This is a genomic window from Spirosoma endbachense (assembly GCF_010233585.1).
Lineage (GTDB): Bacteria > Bacteroidota > Bacteroidia > Cytophagales > Spirosomataceae > Spirosoma > Spirosoma endbachense.
Genome location: NZ_CP045997.1, coordinates 4522770 through 4539843 on the forward strand (window position 1 = coordinate 4522770; position 17074 = coordinate 4539843).

Annotated in this window: 16 protein-coding genes; 7 read left to right on the top strand and 9 right to left on the bottom strand. The window is 47.8% G+C overall.

Going from position 1 to position 17074, the window contains the following annotated elements; genetic code table 11:
* Positions 1-79: 79 nt before the first annotated feature.
* From coaD to GJR95_RS18270, 4 genes are all read right to left on the bottom strand, one after another.
* Positions 80-547 (bottom strand): pantetheine-phosphate adenylyltransferase, encoded by a 468-nt coding sequence (gene coaD, locus GJR95_RS18255; protein WP_162387228.1) that lies wholly within the window; start codon positions 545-547, stop codon positions 80-82.
* A 51-nt stretch (positions 548-598) separates the two neighbouring features.
* Positions 599-1489 carry a DUF3822 family protein gene (locus GJR95_RS18260; RefSeq protein ID WP_162387229.1) on the bottom strand — a complete coding sequence of 297 codons (891 nt, stop codon included), beginning with the start codon at positions 1487-1489 and terminating at the stop codon, positions 599-601.
* A 108-nt stretch (positions 1490-1597) separates the two neighbouring features.
* Entirely contained in the window at positions 1598-2086 is a 489-nt protein-coding gene (locus GJR95_RS18265; RefSeq protein ID WP_162391758.1) for an NUDIX domain-containing protein, read from the bottom strand.
* A gap of 166 nt (positions 2087-2252) precedes the next feature.
* Positions 2253-2687 (bottom strand): CBS domain-containing protein, encoded by a 435-nt coding sequence (locus tag GJR95_RS18270; RefSeq protein WP_162387230.1) that lies wholly within the window; start codon positions 2685-2687, stop codon positions 2253-2255.
* A gap of 163 nt (positions 2688-2850) precedes the next feature.
* Between GJR95_RS18270 and GJR95_RS18275 the strand changes: the two genes are divergently transcribed.
* The 3 genes from GJR95_RS18275 to GJR95_RS18285 all read left to right on the top strand — a co-directional run bounded on the left by GJR95_RS18275 (position 2851) and on the right by GJR95_RS18285 (position 7686).
* Positions 2851-4341, top strand: coding sequence for an ATP-dependent DNA helicase (locus tag GJR95_RS18275; RefSeq protein WP_162387231.1), 1491 nt, complete (start codon positions 2851-2853; stop codon positions 4339-4341).
* Positions 4342-4464: 123 nt separating this feature from the next.
* Entirely contained in the window at positions 4465-5100 is a 636-nt protein-coding gene (locus tag GJR95_RS18280; RefSeq protein WP_162387232.1) for a DUF4126 domain-containing protein, read from the top strand.
* A 213-nt stretch (positions 5101-5313) separates the two neighbouring features.
* A complete protein-coding gene (locus GJR95_RS18285; RefSeq protein ID WP_162387233.1) occupies positions 5314-7686 on the top strand; it encodes a T9SS type B sorting domain-containing protein in 2373 nt (790 codons plus the stop codon).
* Positions 7687-7749: 63 nt separating this feature from the next.
* On the opposite strand, the gene htpG is transcribed toward GJR95_RS18285, so the two are convergent.
* A complete protein-coding gene (htpG, locus tag GJR95_RS18290; protein ID WP_162387234.1) occupies positions 7750-9585 on the bottom strand; it encodes a molecular chaperone HtpG in 1836 nt (611 codons plus the stop codon).
* A 203-nt stretch (positions 9586-9788) separates the two neighbouring features.
* On the opposite strand from htpG, the gene GJR95_RS18295 reads away from it, so the two are divergent.
* Positions 9789-10112, top strand: coding sequence for a hypothetical protein (locus tag GJR95_RS18295; protein ID WP_162387235.1), 324 nt, complete (start codon positions 9789-9791; stop codon positions 10110-10112).
* Between the two features lie 46 nt (positions 10113-10158).
* Complete coding sequence (locus GJR95_RS18300) at positions 10159-10467, top strand: rhodanese-like domain-containing protein (RefSeq protein ID WP_162387236.1); 309 nt, start codon at positions 10159-10161, stop codon at positions 10465-10467.
* 69 nt (positions 10468-10536) lie between these two features.
* Here the strand turns inward: GJR95_RS18300 and GJR95_RS18305 are convergent, their stop codons facing one another.
* From GJR95_RS18305 to rplS, 3 genes are all read right to left on the bottom strand, one after another.
* Positions 10537-11466 carry a bestrophin family protein gene (locus GJR95_RS18305; protein ID WP_162387237.1) on the bottom strand — a complete coding sequence of 310 codons (930 nt, stop codon included), beginning with the start codon at positions 11464-11466 and terminating at the stop codon, positions 10537-10539.
* A 59-nt stretch (positions 11467-11525) separates the two neighbouring features.
* Positions 11526-12299, bottom strand: coding sequence for a diaminopimelate epimerase (gene dapF / locus GJR95_RS18310; RefSeq protein ID WP_162387238.1), 774 nt, complete (start codon positions 12297-12299; stop codon positions 11526-11528).
* Between the two features lie 137 nt (positions 12300-12436).
* Positions 12437-12811 carry a 50S ribosomal protein L19 gene (rplS, locus tag GJR95_RS18315; protein WP_162387239.1) on the bottom strand — a complete coding sequence of 125 codons (375 nt, stop codon included), beginning with the start codon at positions 12809-12811 and terminating at the stop codon, positions 12437-12439.
* A gap of 114 nt (positions 12812-12925) precedes the next feature.
* Between rplS and GJR95_RS18320 the strand changes: the two genes are divergently transcribed.
* Together GJR95_RS18320 and GJR95_RS41710 are read left to right on the top strand one after the other, a co-directional pair.
* Positions 12926-14428, top strand: a complete 1503-nt coding sequence (locus GJR95_RS18320) for an NAD(P)H-hydrate dehydratase (protein ID WP_162387240.1) — start codon at positions 12926-12928, stop codon at positions 14426-14428.
* A 226-nt stretch (positions 14429-14654) separates the two neighbouring features.
* Complete coding sequence (locus GJR95_RS41710) at positions 14655-14819, top strand: hypothetical protein (protein ID WP_167211881.1); 165 nt, start codon at positions 14655-14657, stop codon at positions 14817-14819.
* 99 nt (positions 14820-14918) lie between these two features.
* On the opposite strand, the gene feoB is transcribed toward GJR95_RS41710, so the two are convergent.
* Entirely contained in the window at positions 14919-17030 is a 2112-nt protein-coding gene (gene feoB / locus GJR95_RS18325; RefSeq protein ID WP_162387241.1) for a ferrous iron transport protein B, read from the bottom strand.
* Positions 17031-17074: the final 44 nt, after the last annotated feature.

Consider the following 17074-nt stretch of genomic DNA (forward strand, 5'->3'; position numbering starts at 1 on the left):
GCCCTATCCAGTCTATGTTAAACCCGATAACTCGCCATCGACCAGAGCGGGCACTTGTGGATTTCGTCCTGCAACGAAACTAGGCAGGCTGATTTACTAATTTATACGGCAGAAATTCATCGACCTGCTGACCATAGCGATGCAGATCACGAATGATGCTCGAACTAATTGGTGCTAAATGGGGCGATGTGATGAGAAAAACCGTCTCTACTTCTTCGTAAACGTAGCGGTTAACCTGCGATATTCCGTTCTCATATTCAAAATCGGTTGTATTACGCAGCCCTCGCAACAGGAATGTTGCCCCTTCTTTACGAGCAACATTAGCCGTCAGATCATCGTAACTCATCACCCGAACGGCGGGGTAATCCCGAAACGCTTCCTCAATCAGGTGCATCATCTGTTCGAGAGGAAAGTAGCGTTCCTTACGCGCGTTACGGCCAATACCGATAACAACTTCATCGAACAACCGTAAGCCACGCAATACAATATCTTCGTGACCTTTTGTAAAGGGATCAAAGGAGCCAGGGAACAGAGCGATTCGTTTCATAAACGATGGATGATCGAAGAGGAAACCGGTAAATACGTCTAGTGGTTCCCTTCATTCAGTCAACAAAGAAAGTCCGTAAAGACTCAAATAGCGATGCTCAAGCAGTTCATCGAATTCATCAGCTAATGTCAGGCTGGATGGCGTATGACCAAATACCAGATTGGGCATAAATCGGCTTAATTCGGTATACGCTTCCGCAAAAGGCGTAATCTCTCCGTAAAGAAAAACTGTTGTCTCTTCAGGATTCAGGTTCTGTTCATCCAATACGTAGAGTAAGTAATACGCCAGATCCTGTACATTTTTATAGCCGAACCGATTGCAAAAGCGTAGCCGATGCTCATGGCGATAGATCACAGTAACGAACTCATCTTCAAAATAAAGCCAGACATTTTGGGGCGTCAATAAAAGACGATCCAAATCGGCAGTGGCCTGAATTAGTGAGCCCGTCTGGTGAATAAATACGGACGGTTGTAGCGGATAGGCTCCCGAAAAGAAATCAACCAGTTGATGCTCCAGATTAAAGACAGACAGAAACCCTTCGCTATCGTGCGTATATGATTTCGCAAATTCGTGGGCCGGTAATGCATTGCCCCGCATCATGGCCAGGTAGCTACTGGCATATTCTTTTCGAAAGAGCGGTTTCGGTATAAGCGTAAACGATGACGAGTTAATTCCAATTCGAATTTCCTGCCAGGGGCCAGCCGACAGGACAGGATGGCTACGAAACACATCCGGTAACACCTCAGTAAGCGGGCGATCGGTCAGTAATGAGGGAAATGTATAATCTTCAAGGTAACAACCCCGCCGACGCGCATCCTGAACCATAAATCGAAATCGGTCACGACCAACTTCCAGACATAACACTGATTTGGCCGTCTTCGCTGGATCGAACGAGTTAGAACGGATAGTTACGGTTGGAGTGAGGGTCACAGTGATTTGCACGGATTCAGGGCAGCGATTAATTGAGAATAAGGAAAGATAACAAACTCACAAAAAATTAACATTTTATCTCCTTATCATGTCAAGTGATAACAAAATAGATTAAAATATTTAATAGTGCAAATAACCCCTTAGCTGAAATACATCTTCCAGCGAACTGCAATATCGAAATAATGCATGTATTTTTTCGGGTGACTGCTCCTTAATTTCATCAAAACCCATAAACCGAACCTCATCTATAATCTGCTCATCGGGACTCATTTCCGGGTCAATGCCTTGCCGGAGTAATCCGCCTATGCACTGTACGGCAAAAAACAATTCGACAGCATGAAGGGGTGGAGCCACGAATTCATTAACAAACAGCAATTCGCCAATGGCAACATCCAGACCCGTTTCTTCAGCAAATTCACGAATCAACGCATCAGGTGCCGTTTCGCCGAATTCAACTCCCCCACCGGGTGGACTCCAGAATGTATTGGCTGGCCCTAGCCCCCGGTGTCGAACCATCAACAAACGGTTTTCCTCCCGAAATAAGCCGCAAACCCGCAGCCGCAATCGGTTGCCATAGATTGACACTACTTCTTTTTGGGGTTTACCCAACGTACCCGGAGACGTATTACCTTCGGAGCGGTTGGGCAAATTTATGGATTGCGTCACGCTACAACAGATTTTGGGGACGCAAAGGTAGGAAATTTTGGTGTATGATATAAGGCATTGTGTACATGAAGTAATTATATGCCTTTCACCTTATATCATACATTATCTATCAATAGCTTCCCGAAATGTAACTCTCCAGCGAATCGATACGCGTCTTCTGATCGCGGATGATCGCCGTTACAACGTCATTGATCGAAATTATACCAATCAGTTCACCTTTATCCATCACCGGCAGGTGACGAATATGCCGATCGGACATAATGACCATACACTCCTCCAGCAGTTGCTCAGGTTCTATGGTAATTACGTGTTTGGTCATAACATCAGCAACCCGTGTGTCATCCGAATGACGGTCTTTCAGGATAACCTTCCGGGCGTAATCGCGCTCGGAGAAAATACCCGTTAGCTTCCCATCATCAACAACCAATACGGCTCCGATGTTTTTATCGGCCATAAGTTTAAGCGCGTCGAGAACTGTTTCACCAGATGAAACGGAGTAGAGCGCATTAACAGCTTTCCCTTGAAGAATGTGACGTATTTTCATGTGGCCGAAGGAGTTAGTGGTGCGGTGAAGATAGCGAAAAAGCCAGAATCTGGAAAGAGAGTAGGGCTAAAGAAACAAATAATTGTAAAAAAAGCCTTTGACAGTGCGCTTTTGCCCAGTTATCCTTCTTTTTACTTTGCCCGTTTTTTCGTATATTAGAAGCATGAATGAAACCCAAACGGCTGCGCATTTACTGGCCAAACGCTTCCCTTTTAAACCTACCATTGGGCAACAGCAATTTTTCGAACAGATCGGCGCGTTCATCGCTCAGGAAGAATTTGAACACTATCGGGACTGTTTTCTTCTACGCGGTTACGCCGGAACTGGTAAAACAACCCTCGTTGGAACACTCATTAAAGTACTGCCCCGTTTTGGTTATAAATCAGTGCTGCTGGCTCCCACCGGTCGGGCAGCAAAAGTCATGTTCAATTATGCCAAGAAACCTGCCCAGACGATTCACCGAAAAATTTATCGTCAGGTAGCCGATCCCGGCTCGGGCAATCTGGCTTTCCAACGGCAAAAGAATTACCACGAAGACACCCTGTTTATTGTTGATGAGGCCTCCATGATCTCCGATGAAGCTGATTTCGGCGGCAAAGGATTACTGACTGATCTGATTGACTTTGTGTTCGAAAATCCGGGCAATAAACTCATGCTGGTTGGAGACACCGCCCAGCTTCCGCCCATTGGCCGGGAACTAAGCCCGGCGCTTGACCGAGGTTTCCTCGCCAGTGCATTCGATATGACCGTTTATGAGCAGGAATTGACCGAGGTGATGCGTCAGGAAGAAGAATCAGGGATTCTTTACAATGCAACCAGTCTGCGCATTTTACTTGGCGATACCGAGCCAACTCCCAAAGCAGTTGGATTTGCCGCACTCCTGAACGACAATGGTCATTCGGCAAACACAGATGTACCTGCCATTCAACTAAATGTGCGGTCATTCAACGATATTTTTAAAATGCCACTCACGAAACTCGAAGATGGCATTCGGTACGCTTATGACAAATATGGCCGGGAGAATACGGCCATAATCTGTCGGTCCAACAAAACGGCAGTCCAGTATAATCAGTTTGTCCGCCGGATGATCGACCAGTGCGAAGAAGAACTCGATGCAGGCGATATGCTGATGATTGCCCGGAATAATTACACGGTGCTTGAAGAGGATTCACCAGCGGGTTTTCTGGCAAACGGTGAATTTGCCGAGGTGCTTAAAATCCGTAATAAAGAAGAAATGCATGGTTTCCGGTTCGCTACGGTTACCCTGCGCCTGGTGGATTATGAAGAACAGCCAGATTTTGAGGCTAAAATTCTGCTCGATACCCTTCATTCGCCCGTTCCTTCGCTCACATCGGAGCAGCATAAAGCGCTCTATGAAAGCGTCATGAAAGATTACTTTTATATCAAAAGCAAGAAAGAGCGAGCGGAGGCCGTCCGACGCGATCCCTATCTGAATGCCCTCCAGGTGAAGTTTGCCTATGCGTTGACCTGCCATAAAGCTCAAGGTGGCCAGTGGAGTGCGGTCTTTGTCGATCAGGGTTTTTTGCCCGATGGTCAGGTTAACAATGAATTTGTCCGTTGGCTGTACACGGCGTTGACCCGTGCCACCGACGAAGCATTTCTGATGAATTTCAATCCCCAGTTTTTTGGTTAAAACCCTGTGGCCTAAAATCAAGTTTAGATTATTCGGTTTACTGCTTATAGCAAAGACTGTTGCTATGTTACCGGATCGGTGCAAGGTAAACAGAATAGTGTAAACAATAAACGTTCACAAGTTATGTCCATTGAATGGATCATGAGTGCCTGTATTGGCGTCGGTCTGGCGGCCTGTTGTGGTTTCCGGGTGTTTGTACCCTTACTGATTGCCAGTGTGGCCACTAAACTAGGACTTATTGGCACAGTAACAGGCTTTGAATGGCTAAGTGGCTGGCCTGCGTTGTTCGGCCTGTCGATGGCGACCATTTTTGAAATCGGTGCCTATTACATTCCCTGGCTCGACAATCTGCTCGACACGCTGGCGACACCCGCATCCATCATTGCAGGAACGTTGCTCAGTACCTCATTCCTGCACATCGATAACCCAGTACTTCATTGGGGACTAGGGCTAATGCTTGGTGGTAGTTCGGCGGGTATTGTTCAGGCGGGTACGAGTTTACTCCGACTCGGTTCAACGGCCGCAACGGGTGGTGCAGCCAACCCAGTCGTGGCCACGGGCGAAAACGTTGCCTCGTTTGGCTTATCGCTCTTCACTATTTTTCTGCCTCTGATAGCTGTTGTGATTATTGGCGTTGTCTTAATTTTCATCATTGGCAGATTGCTGGCCAAGCGGAAAATATGGTTCACACGCGCTCCTGCTAAACAGGCAGGCGGCTCAATTACGCAGATCCCCCGTAGCAGCAATGGTCGGGGTTAACCTGAGCGATTGATTCAAAAACGCACTGGACCGGACGGTGCCCTATAAAACTCTAATTTCTATCAGGACTTTGGCTTGGAGCCACGGTCTTATTTCATTAAAAGTAACTTAGTCTATATTATAAATCAGCTGTTGCTGACTTTTAGTCACCACAAGGTCATCTTTATGTTTCTTGATTTCCCAATGAACGCTGAAGTTTGGTGACAATGCGATATGAACAACGTTCTATGGCTACCTGGCTGGTTGCTATTTTGCCTGATAGCAGTTCAAACGGCTTCTGCTTCTCACATAGCGGGAGGTAATATTGAATTTGTGGCTACTGATAAACCGAACCAGTTTCAGCTGAGTTTGAATTTGTATATCGATGAAGCCAGCAAAGGTCCCGACGCTGTCATAGAACCCAGCATCATCGTATCCATATTTCGCAGCCAGGATAACCAGTTGATGGGCGATTATACGCTAAAATTCGTTCGGCGACTGCTACTGGTATATGCCAACCCGGCTTGCGCCCGAACTCGTGGCCTGGAAACGTCCGAAGTTCGCTATTCCGCACAGGTCCAATTAGATGCCAGTCAGTTCAGTGACCCGGCAGGCTATTATGTGGTCTGGGAGAAATGTTGCCGGAATAAAAACGTCGTGAATATCAGAACTCCGGAAGCATCCGGCATGATTTATTACCTGGCATTTCCTCCCCTGTTAAAAAACGGTACGCCATTCCGAAATTCGTCGCCGGTTTTCCTGACACCGAATGCCGAATATATCTGTCTGAACAAACCTTTTTCGCTCGCTTTCCGGGCAACTGACGCGGATGGCGACGAATTACGCTACTCCCTGACAACACCTTACAACGACAACGTTTATAAACCCGCCGGTTTCAATAATTCCCCAAACTCTCCTGCTTATCGACTGCTCCGTTGGATGCCCGGCTACAGTGAGCAAGTTGCTATTACCGGTAATCCTCCGCTTCGCATCGACCGGAGTTCAGGGGTTCTCACTGTGCAACCCGATCAGCTGGGTTTGTTTGCGTTTACTGTTTTATGTGAAGAATATCGGCAGGGCATCAAGATCGGTGAGGTTCGGCGGGATCACCAGATTCTGGTTGTAGACTGCTCGGCTCAGGTTCCGCCGAAACCCTCTGTTGCCGCCCTTGATCCATCGGGTCAATCACCGCTGGAGTTTTGCCAGGGCAGCGCCGTGTTGCTCAAAACGGATACGGATACAACCTTTAATTACCAATGGCGACGCGACGGCTATAATCTGCCGGGTGAAACAAAATCGGTGTTACGGGCTATTGAACCGGGCGACTATTCGGTGATCAAGAGCTTTGCGATCATCTGCACCCGGGATTCAGCCTCCGAGGTTTTCCGACTAACTCTCAAACCCTCTCCCCCGGCTACCATCAATGCGCCTGATACCGTTCTTTGCCCAACCCGGCCATTGGTTCTAACAGCAAATCAGCAGGCCGACTTTACGTACCAATGGAGTGCTGGTCATCAGGAGATTTCGGGCGCAACGAATGGGACATATACGGTTAACCAGGCTGGGCAATACCGATTGAAAATTTACAACAGTACCACGAATTGTATTTCCTATGATTCGATACTGGTAACCAATGGGCCACTCCAAAAAGTTATGTTAGCTGCGCAGGCAGGACAGATGCTTTGCGAGGGCAATGACCTCGTCGTTACGACTACTAATGACGGCACATCCCGCTTGAATTATAGCTGGCTACGAAACAATGTTACTCTACCTAACACGAGCCAATCCATACAGCACGCTCCCCCCGGCGACTATGTTGTTACGGTAACCGATCCGACCCAATGTGCCATAACGTCTGCCAGTGTGCATGTCAATCCGAGGCCACATCCTTTACTCGATTCTCTACCACCGATCTGCGGACCAACGGCCAGCGTTTTGCCCCTATCGGCATCACCACCGGGTGGCACCTTCAGCGGACCGGGGGTAACTGGCGATCGTTTCGATCCAGCGAAAGCGGGCGTTGGTCAACACCTTGTCCATTATTCTGTCACAAACTCATTCGGTTGCCTGGCCGACACAAGTCGTCTGCTAATCGTGTTACGCCTGCCCATTGTTGATCTGGGACCCGATCAGGAAGTAAGGGCCGGAGGATCAGTTCTATTGACTGGACCTACTGGACCTAATCTGACCTATACGTGGGAGACTGATGGTTTACAGCCACTGTCGACTAGTTCGTCACTAACCGTCAGGCCAAAAAAAACAGCTGTTTACAAAGTAACAGTCTGGACAAATGGTGGTTGCCCCGTTTCCGATGAGATATTGATCGACTTACTGCCGGGGCTATTTATTCCAACCGCGTTTAGCCCTAACGGCGACGGATTGAATGATAGCTGGGCTTTTAGCGGTATAGGCGCCTTTCCGGCCTGTAGTGTCCGGATTTATAATCGCTGGGGTGAACTTATCTATCAGGCATCACCCTATCGACAACCCTGGGATGGCACCTACCGGGGCAATCCAGTCGGTCCGGGTCTATATACTTTTGTGGTGCGTCCGGCACCTGATCAACCCGAACAGACAGGCACGCTAACTGTTTTATCAGGCCAGTAAAAAAAAAGGGCTATCCTGCATAGAATAGCCCTTTTTCAAACCTATTTATCCAACCGGCAATGCTTATAAAGTAGCAACTGTCCGACGAACAAACGCCGTTAGTTCAGTTCCTGTCAGCATGTTCTGCGACAGTAACGCCAGATCATACACCTGCTTCACCAAAGCTTGCTGCGCAGTGGCATCCGTTTCGGACAGGATCTTGCCAATCAGTGGATGGTTGGCATTTACAACCACATTGTAGCTCATGGGCAGGTTACCATAAAAAGACTGCTCACCCGATAAAGCCGACATGTCTTTCATCCGGCGCATAAACTCAGGCAGCGTAATGGTAACGGGTAGCTCGTCGACAGGCTGGGCTTCAACGCTCACATTCAGCAGTTTATTATCCAAAACCTGCTCGAAGGATTCCTTCAGCTTTGTTTTATCATCTTCCGACAGAACGCTTTCGTTATTGATCCCTTTATCGATCAACTTGTCGAGCGTATCCGCATCAACTCGCTGGAAATGTGCTTTTTCCAGCTTTTGTTCCAGTGCATTGATAAAGTGAGGATCAATGACATTATCCATCAAGACGACATCATAGCTGCGCCGACGAGCCGATTCGATGTACGCGTCCTGTTGCTTACGATCAGTTGTGTACAGGAATACCAGCGTATCGGTTTTATCGGTCTGGTTTGCCTGAATTTTCTCTCGATATTCATCCAGCGTGGCATACTCCCCTTCCGTATTTTTGAGCAGCACGAAGTTTTTAGCTTTCTCCCAAAACTTGTCGTCACTCAGGATACCGTATTTGATAAACAGCCCAATATCATCGAACTTCTCTTCAAACGCTTTCCGGTCGGCGTTGAATAAATCGTTGAGTTTATCGGCAACTTTACGGGTAATGTAGCCATTGATTTTCTTCACGTTGGCATCTGCCTGTAAGAAGCTACGCGACACATTGAGCGGAATATCGGGAGAGTCGATTACGCCGTGCAGCATCATCAGGAAGTCGGGCACAACATCTTTCACCTCATCCGTAATAAACACCTGACGGCTATAAAGTTGAATCTTCTCCCGCTGAAAACGGAGTTCGTTTTTAATCCGGGGGAAGTACAGGATACCCGTCAGATTGAACGGATAATCGACGTTCAGGTGTATCCAGAATAAGGGTTCCTCACCCATTGGATACAACTCCCGATAGAACGTTTTGTAATCTTCGTCGGTCAGTTCCGAAGGTGATTTAGTCCAGATGGGGGTCGTATTGTTCACCACCTTACCATCGAACTCAACCGCCACAGGCAGGAAGCGGGCATATTTATCCAGGATACGCTGTAGCCGGGCTTTATTCAGAAATTCTTCCGAGTCCGGTGCTACGTGCAGAATAACATCGGTGCCCCGTTCAGTCCGTTCGGCAGGAGTCAGTTCAAACTCCGTCGAACCGTCGCAAATCCACCGGGCCGCTGAATTATCGCCCGTATCCCGGTAGGATTTGGTCACAATTTCAACCTTCTCGGCAACCATAAAGGCCGAGTAGAAACCTAAGCCAAAATGCCCGATGATCTGGCCTTTGTCGTCGGTTTTGTCTTTATATTTTTCCAGAAAATCGGAAGCTCCCGAAAAGGCAATCTGGTTGATGTATTTTTTGATTTCATCGGCGGTCATGCCGATACCGTTGTCGCTGATGGTAATTGTTTTGGCTTCTTCATCGAGCGAAACAGTCACTTTCAGTTCGCCGAGTTCACCACCAAACTCACCAAATGAAGCGAGTTGGCGTAATTTCTGAGTAGCATCTACTGCATTCGATACCAATTCACGCAGGAAAATCTCATGGTCGGAATAGAGAAACTTCTTGATAATCGGGAAGATATTCTCGGTATGGATCGAAATCTGCCCTTTTTCATTCTGAACGGCTTCCATAGTGTCTTATTTAATACAATTATTGATTTACACGGGCGGCTTCAAATCTCGTTCCAGTACGGGCCTGGCTGACAGATTGACAGATTCTTTCTTCATATTGCACTCTTCTTACAACGTTTTCTCGTCATTAATGGTCTTTAGTCAAAACTATACTGATGAAAATACTCTTATTCATACTATTGGCCACGACACTAAACTGCCAGATGAAAACAGCAACGAACTTAGGTCCCGAACGGACAGAACCAGCGTTTATTTACGCCAATAATCTGGTAGTTGACGGCTGTGAAGAATTTGTGCGGCTCGACAAAGGCGATTCATCGACGGTTGACGTGATGTACAAGCCTACAGTTGCCTCTCTGCCAATTTTACAGAAGGCATTAAGTACTATTCCGATCAATGTGAGTTCGTCGGAACGCGCCGTTACGATCCGCTTTGCCGAAACAGGGCAGCAGGTTGACTTACAATGTGGATGGGCAAGCCGTCCTAAAGTTGCCGAGATTGAGATTCTGTCAATCGCCAAACGATAGTTCGCAACCTTGAACAGCTGGTAAAAATTGAGTGTTATGCCAGTGTATGACAACGCATTCTTACACCGACATTTCGCTTCCTGATCTCGACATGCTGCGACTGAACGCAAACACGGCGATTATCGACGTGCGCGACGAGTGGGAATTTGAGGAATTTAACATCGGCGGCCTAAATATTCCGCTGCCTGATATTCGAGCCCGTAAAGCGGAGCTATTGCCCTACGATACGCTGATTGTGATTTGCACGAACGGTGTGCGCAGCCGGGTTGCGGCCAAGGACTTTTTACGCCAGCCCGAATTTCAGGACAAAGTTATTTACCACCTCCACGGTGGCATAATCGAAGCTGAAGACTGATCGATTTAGAATAAATTCTGTAGGTTATGGTAACCTCCAATAGCACTGGTCATAATATATAGCGTGTACCTAGGTCACGATCGTGAAGCCGGGTTTTGCTGCCTGCTTCTCAACGTGCGGCAAATAAATCTGCAGAATGTCATGCACGTTTACCCGGATCAACTGACTTAACTGATTCAGAGGCAAGTCATTGCGTTCAAAACCAAAGGGTTCCTCAATTTCTTCTCCGATCATTTCCAGACCAACCAGAACGTACGATGTAAGTACTACAGCCGGAATTGTCAGGTAACCATAAGCCGTGATGATTGTGAATGGTAAAATCCCTACATAAATCATGATGAACAGCTTGATAAACAAATTGTAGGAGAACGGAATGGGCGTACTCTTGATCCGTTCGCAAATCCCGCATACATCCATCAGGGTGGTCAGGCGCTGATTCAGGTTGATGTGCTGTGATTCAGACAGGCGCCCCTCCCGATATAGGATCTCGGTCCGTACCCAGAGCTGATTAGATACTCCGGCGGGTTTATGATCAAAGTTACTTAGATCACGCCGTTCACCTTCTTCCACCATATCCAGCTCATCGACACCTGACATATCACGCAAATGATTTTTAAGCGCGAAGGGGAAGTTAGAGATCGCTTTTGCAAAAAAAGCCCGGCTTTCCGTATCGCCCTCTGGCAGAACAGCATTGAAATAAATGGCCAGATTTCGACAGTTATTTACTAAAACGCCCCAAGCCTGACGACCTTCATAGAATCGGTCATAGGCTGTGTTTGTACGAAAAATCAGCAGTAAACTGAGCAGGATACCCATCGCCTGTAAAAATGAACTAGGCGTATCTTTCAGCCGAAAATCGATAAAATTCAATTCACCAACCGTGACCAGTGTTGCATAAATTCCAACAACTACCAATCGGCGTAGCAACGCAATGGCGGTAGGTCCTGTATGAAAATGCCAGATGGCGGGCAACCAGGCTTTTGTTTTATAAACTATCATTCATCGAAAAGTAAGTAACGTCGAAAAAAAACCAGTACTCTATTTAACCAGCTGTCTAGTCAAATGGTTAGAACGCCCTCAAAAACACGCTTCGCCGGGCCAATGAGGTGAATAGCTGTAAACCTACCATCACTCTCCGGACTGAACGACACGCGCAGATTGCCACCAATGGTCTGAATAAATACCGGATCAGGCATACGCAACTGTTGATGAGACACCAGCGCCACCGCCGTTACGCCCGTACCGCAGGAATAGGTTTCATCTTCGACACCCCGTTCATAGGTCCTGACAAACACGGTGTGCTCATCGATCACCTGCGCAAAATTAGCGTTCGTTCCGCCGGGCTGAAAGGATGAACTATAGCGAATCGCACGGCCTTCGGCAACAACATCGAATGATTCCAGATCATCGATAAACTGAACGACGTGGGGGGAGCCTGTATTCAGGAATGTCGATCCATCCCGATCGCTGATTCCCGACACATTCGTCATTTTCAACGATATATCGTCACCAAGAACAACGGCCGTATGTTCGCCATCAACGGCCATAAAACGCGTTTCACGTTCGAATAGACCCAGATCATGAGCAAACCGGACGATACAACGCCCTCCGTTGCCGCACATACTACCTTCCGCACCGTCGGCATTGAAATAGACCATTTTGAAGTCATAGTCCGGATCGTTCTGTAACAGGATCAATCCGTCGGCCCCAATACCGAAACGCCGATGGCATAGCCGCTCGACATACGCCTGATCAGTAGCCGGAAATTGGCCGTCTCTATCGTCAATCAGAATAAAATCGTTGCCGGTTCCCTGGTATTTAAAGAAGTTCATACACGGCTTGCAACAGGCTCCGGCTGCTCCAATTATGTCTAGAGGCCCTTACACAACAGCCGGAGCCTGTTGTGATTATACAAAAAAAGCCACCCATAGAGGCAGCTTTTCCTAACGTTGTGGTTATTCAGAAGCGATTAAGCTGCAGCAACTGCTTTTGGCTTACGCTCTTTAAGACGTGCAGCCTTGCCCTGACGACCGCGCAGGAAGAACAACCGTGCACGACGTACTTTACCAAGACGAACCACTTCAATTTTGTCGATATTTGGCGACAGGACCGGAAAAATCCGCTCAACACCAATACCATTCGATACCTTGCGGACAGTAAACGTCTCGCCAGCGCTATTTGGATTCCGGCGCTGAAGCACCGTTCCCGTAAACACCTGGATACGCTCCTTATTTCCTTCGCGGATTTTGACGTGTACGTTCACCGTATCGCCCGCCCGGAACGTGGGCAAATCGGCGCGACGCTGCGCGTTGTCTGCCTCCACTAATTTGATTAACTCGCTCATGACTGTATATAAATCGCCAGATAAGTATTTGCGAAATGAGCCGCAAAGATAGCAAATTTCTCAGTAGTAGAAAATACTTTTGCGAAATTACCTTGCGTAAATGACGCCAAATCGATGAAAATTCTCAATGTTGACCAGATTCGTGCCCTCGATCAATCCACAATCCAGCATGAACCCATTGCTCCCATCAATCTTATGGAGCGGGCTGCGCTCGCTTTCGTAGACTGGTTCGCTGACCACTTCCCGGCTACAACCACAACTAAAATCTTCTGCGGGTTGGGCAATAACGGGGGCGATGGGCTTGCCATTGCCCGGCTTTTACTGGAACGTGAGTATCCCATTGAAATTTACGTGGTGCGGTATGCCCCCCGTGAATCGGATGACTTTATGCACAACCATCGGCGGCTTAAGCTTGTTACGGAAAATGTGCGTTATATTGAGCTATCACACGATATTCCGGCCATACGTCACAACGAAATCGTCATTGATGCCATTCTCGGATCTGGTTTATCGCGCCCAGCCGAAGGCATTGTCCGAAGCACGATTGAAGCGATTAATCGGGCACCGGCCACGGTTGTGGCAGTCGATATCGCAAGTGGTTTATATACCGATCAACCCAATGATCCGACTGACGTTATCATTGAACCTGACTATACGATTACGTTTCAGCTGCCAAAATTAGCGTTCGTACTTCCCAAAAACGGTCGTTATGTAGGTGATTGGCAAATAGTAGACATACAACTTCATAAACGATACATCGATCTCGCTCCTACTCCCTATTATTTTACCCAGGCGCGGGATGCCCGTTTACTACTGCATAAACGAGATCGCTTTTCGAACAAAGGCTCATTTGGACACGCCCTGCTTTTTGTGGGTAGTTATGGCAAGATTGGTGCGGCTGTATTGTCCGCGCGTGCCTGTTTACGATCAGGCGTGGGCCTGTTGACAGTACAAGTGCCAGGTTGTGGTTATACCGTTCTACAAACGGCCGTTCCCGAAGCCATGTGCCGGCCAGACAAAAATCAGCGTGTTTTAACCGGCCAGAGTGAGGTCGAAAGTTCGGACCCTGCCGAATATGCAACCGTGGGGATTGGGCCCGGTATAGGCAAGGCCCCCGAAACATTGGTTATGTTTCGGGAATTGCTTCGAACGTTGACGAAACCAATTGTGGTCGATGCCGACGCGCTGAATTTACTGTCAGAAAACCGTAATCTCCTCGACAGATTACCCAGAAACAGTATTCTGACACCCCATCCTAAGGAGTTTGAGCGGCTTACAGAAAAATGGGACAATGATTACCAAAAACTGACTATCCTTCGTGAGTTTGCCAAGAAATACAAGGTCATTGTTGTTTTAAAGGGTGCCTATTCGGCCGTTGCAACACCCGACGGCGATATACACTTCAATTCAACGGGCAATCCCGGCTTAAGTACTGGCGGAACGGGCGATGTTCTTACCGGCGTTCTGACCGCTTTGCTCGCGCAGGGATACGACCCGATCGAAGCAGCCGTACTAGGGGTTTTTTCCCATGGACTGGCTGGCGATCGGGCCGCCGAACAACGAGGTCCCATTGGAATGACTGCTTCTGACGTAGTCGATTCATTACGATGGGACTAATTTTGTAGAAATGTAGTATCATTTTTGTGGAACAAATTCCACATTACTCAAAAATGGTAACATAATCTCGTTTCGTATTCACTACCGTTTAATAAACACGTTTACAGAGGGTTTCTAGTAAATCAGGTAGTTATACGCATTGTCAAAAATCCGGGTTTCCGCTCTGTTCTGTCGACTAACACGGCCCCAAATTTGCATTGCGAATAACAGTTTACGACAAATACTTATGAAACCTACAGCACAGCGCGACTGGCGGGTAAGCCGCCCCTCGCGGAGGGCTAGAGTAGCCTTCGATCAAACCACCGTTTTAGGCGGCCTCACGGTTGCGTTGTTCGCCTATATCGTCTATCATTTTATCTACCCATTGATCTCAAAAGGATTACTGTGGTAAACGTATTGATCATAAAAAATCCCCGTCAGTCAAAAGCTGACGGGGATTTTTATTTGTAGCCAGGCAGGATTAGTCTGATTGCGCAAAGTCGGCAAATCACTATTGCATGAATTGATAGGTTGCAAAAGCCGTTACATACGCTAGCGCCATCATATAGACCAGTTGAACCATAGGCCATTTCCAGCTTTTGGTTTCGCGCTGGGTGGCAGCCAGTGTACTCATGCACATCATCGCAAAAACGTAGAAAATCAACAAAGACCAGGCCAGTGCTGGTGTATACATGGGACCACCCGTTTCAGGATTTCGCTCCTGAAGTAGTCGTTCCCGAATAGTGACCCCTTCATCGTCACCAGTGCCAATGCTGTAAATTGTTGCCATCGTACCAACAAATACCTCACGGGCAGCAAATGAACTGATCAGCGCAATACCAATTTTCCAGTCATAACCCAGTGGCCGAATGACAGGCTCGATAAAATGGCCAAAATGCCCGGCATAGGATGCTTCAAGCCGTTCGGACGCGACAAGGTTTTCTAACGCATCGGTAGTCAGCGCCGGATTCTGACGCCGGGTCTGATTTTCGGCCTGTTGCATGGAGTCGCCGGGGCCGTAGCTGGCCAGCACCCATAGAATGATCGAAATGGCCAGAATAACCCGTCCTGCTTCCCAGACAAACGACCGGACACTTTCCCAAACCGTCAGGCCAACGTGGTTCCAGCGGGGCAGTTTGAAGGTTGGGAGTTCCATAATAAAGAAACTACGTTCTTTACTACGAAGTACCAGTTTTAGGGCATATGCCGCCAGCAGCGCGCTGAATAAGCCTAAAAGATAAAGTCCCATCAGGGCAAGCCCCTGTAGATTAAACAAGCCCAGAACGCGTCGACTTGGTACTACTAAAGCAATCAGGATCGTATAAATTGGCAGCCGGGCTGAACAACTCATCAGGGGAGTTACCAGAATCGTAATGAGTCGATCCCGGCGGGTGCCTATACTCCGCGTAGCCATAATGGCTGGCACCGCACAGGCTACGCCCGAAATTAACGGTACAACACTTCGTCCATTTAACCCGAACTTGCGCATAATGCGGTCCATAATGACCATCACCCTCGACATGTAGCCAGACTCTTCAAGCAGCGCAACCAACAGGAAGAGAAACGCGATTTGTGGGATAAACACCAGAATACCACCTACTCCGGCCAGTATTCCATCGGTGAGCAGATCGGTGAGAGGCCCGGCTGGAAGGCTTTCTTTTAATTGGCCGTTGAGCCAGGCTACACCTGCATCAATCGCATCCATGAAGGGCTGTGCCCAGGCAAAAATGGCCTGAAAAATCAGCAGCAGTACGAACCCAAAAATCGCATATCCCCAAATCGGATGCAATAAAATACGGTCGAGTTTCTGAGTCCAGGTCGATTGATTCGCTGGTCGTTGGTCGGTAACGGTTTCCGCAACAACGGTTGCAATACGTTTGTACCGTGTAATGGTCTCTCCCGCCTGAAACGTGGGTTCACTAAACTGATATTTATCAATAATGGCATCAAGACCAACCTGCTGCTGCCGGTTCAGAAACGTAAAACCGTCATGCTGAATGATGTACTGTAGTGCCAGATAATTGTTTTTAAGTTGATACTGAGCTTTTGTATCGGTAATGAGTTCAGTGGCTTCTTCGGCTGGATCAAAAAATAACTTCCCCTGACGTACTGGTTCATGCAGTTGACCAAGAACAGCTTTCTTGAGCTGGTCAATTCCCTCACCAGTACGAGCATTGATACGTACAACGGGCACACCCAACCGCATGGCAAGTCGAACGGCATTGACTTCTTTAGCCTGCTGACGTGCCACATCAAGCATATTCAAAGCCAGAATAACCGGAACACCAAGGTCGGCAACCTGCGTAAAAAGCAATAGATTTCGGTGAAGATTGGAAGCATCGACCACCACGATAGCAACGTCGGGATAATCGGGATGGGCGGGGTTTGCCAGAATATCAGTAACGAGTTGTTCGTCTAACGATTTTGGATAGATCGAATAAACTCCTGGCAGATCAACAACGGTAGTAACGGTTTGGGAATCGATGGCCCACGTTCCGGATTTTTTATCGACTGTAACGCCAGGAAAATTGCCCGTCTTTTGGCGTAGTCCGGTCAGTTGGTTGAACAGTGACGATTTTCCGGCATTCGGATTACCAACAAGGGCGATTACGGGGGAACTCAACTGGTTATGATTTGTGATTTATAGTTTGTGGTTGCGTACTGGAG

Bases quoted from the DNA above. Each gene is read 5' to 3' on its own strand.
- coaD (WP_162387228.1), bottom strand. From the start codon at position 547: ATGAAACGAATCGCTCTGTTCCCTGGCTCCTTTGATCCCTTTACAAAA.
- GJR95_RS18270 (WP_162387230.1), bottom strand. From the start codon at position 2,687: ATGAAAATACGTCACATTCTTCAAGGGAAAGCTGTTAATGCGCTCTAC.
- GJR95_RS18275 (WP_162387231.1), top strand. From the start codon at position 2,851: ATGAATGAAACCCAAACGGCTGCGCATTTACTGGCCAAACGCTTCCCT.
- GJR95_RS18280 (WP_162387232.1), top strand. From the start codon at position 4,465: ATGTCCATTGAATGGATCATGAGTGCCTGTATTGGCGTCGGTCTGGCG.
- GJR95_RS18285 (WP_162387233.1), top strand. From the start codon at position 5,314: ATGAACAACGTTCTATGGCTACCTGGCTGGTTGCTATTTTGCCTGATA.
- htpG (WP_162387234.1), bottom strand. From the start codon at position 9,585: ATGGAAGCCGTTCAGAATGAAAAAGGGCAGATTTCGATCCATACCGAG.
- GJR95_RS18295 (WP_162387235.1), top strand. From the start codon at position 9,789: ATGAAAACAGCAACGAACTTAGGTCCCGAACGGACAGAACCAGCGTTT.
- GJR95_RS18300 (WP_162387236.1), top strand. From the start codon at position 10,159: ATGACAACGCATTCTTACACCGACATTTCGCTTCCTGATCTCGACATG.
- GJR95_RS18305 (WP_162387237.1), bottom strand. From the start codon at position 11,466: ATGATAGTTTATAAAACAAAAGCCTGGTTGCCCGCCATCTGGCATTTT.
- dapF (WP_162387238.1), bottom strand. From the start codon at position 12,299: ATGAACTTCTTTAAATACCAGGGAACCGGCAACGATTTTATTCTGATT.
- rplS (WP_162387239.1), bottom strand. From the start codon at position 12,811: ATGAGCGAGTTAATCAAATTAGTGGAGGCAGACAACGCGCAGCGTCGC.
- GJR95_RS18320 (WP_162387240.1), top strand. From the start codon at position 12,926: ATGAAAATTCTCAATGTTGACCAGATTCGTGCCCTCGATCAATCCACA.
- GJR95_RS41710 (WP_167211881.1), top strand. From the start codon at position 14,655: ATGAAACCTACAGCACAGCGCGACTGGCGGGTAAGCCGCCCCTCGCGG.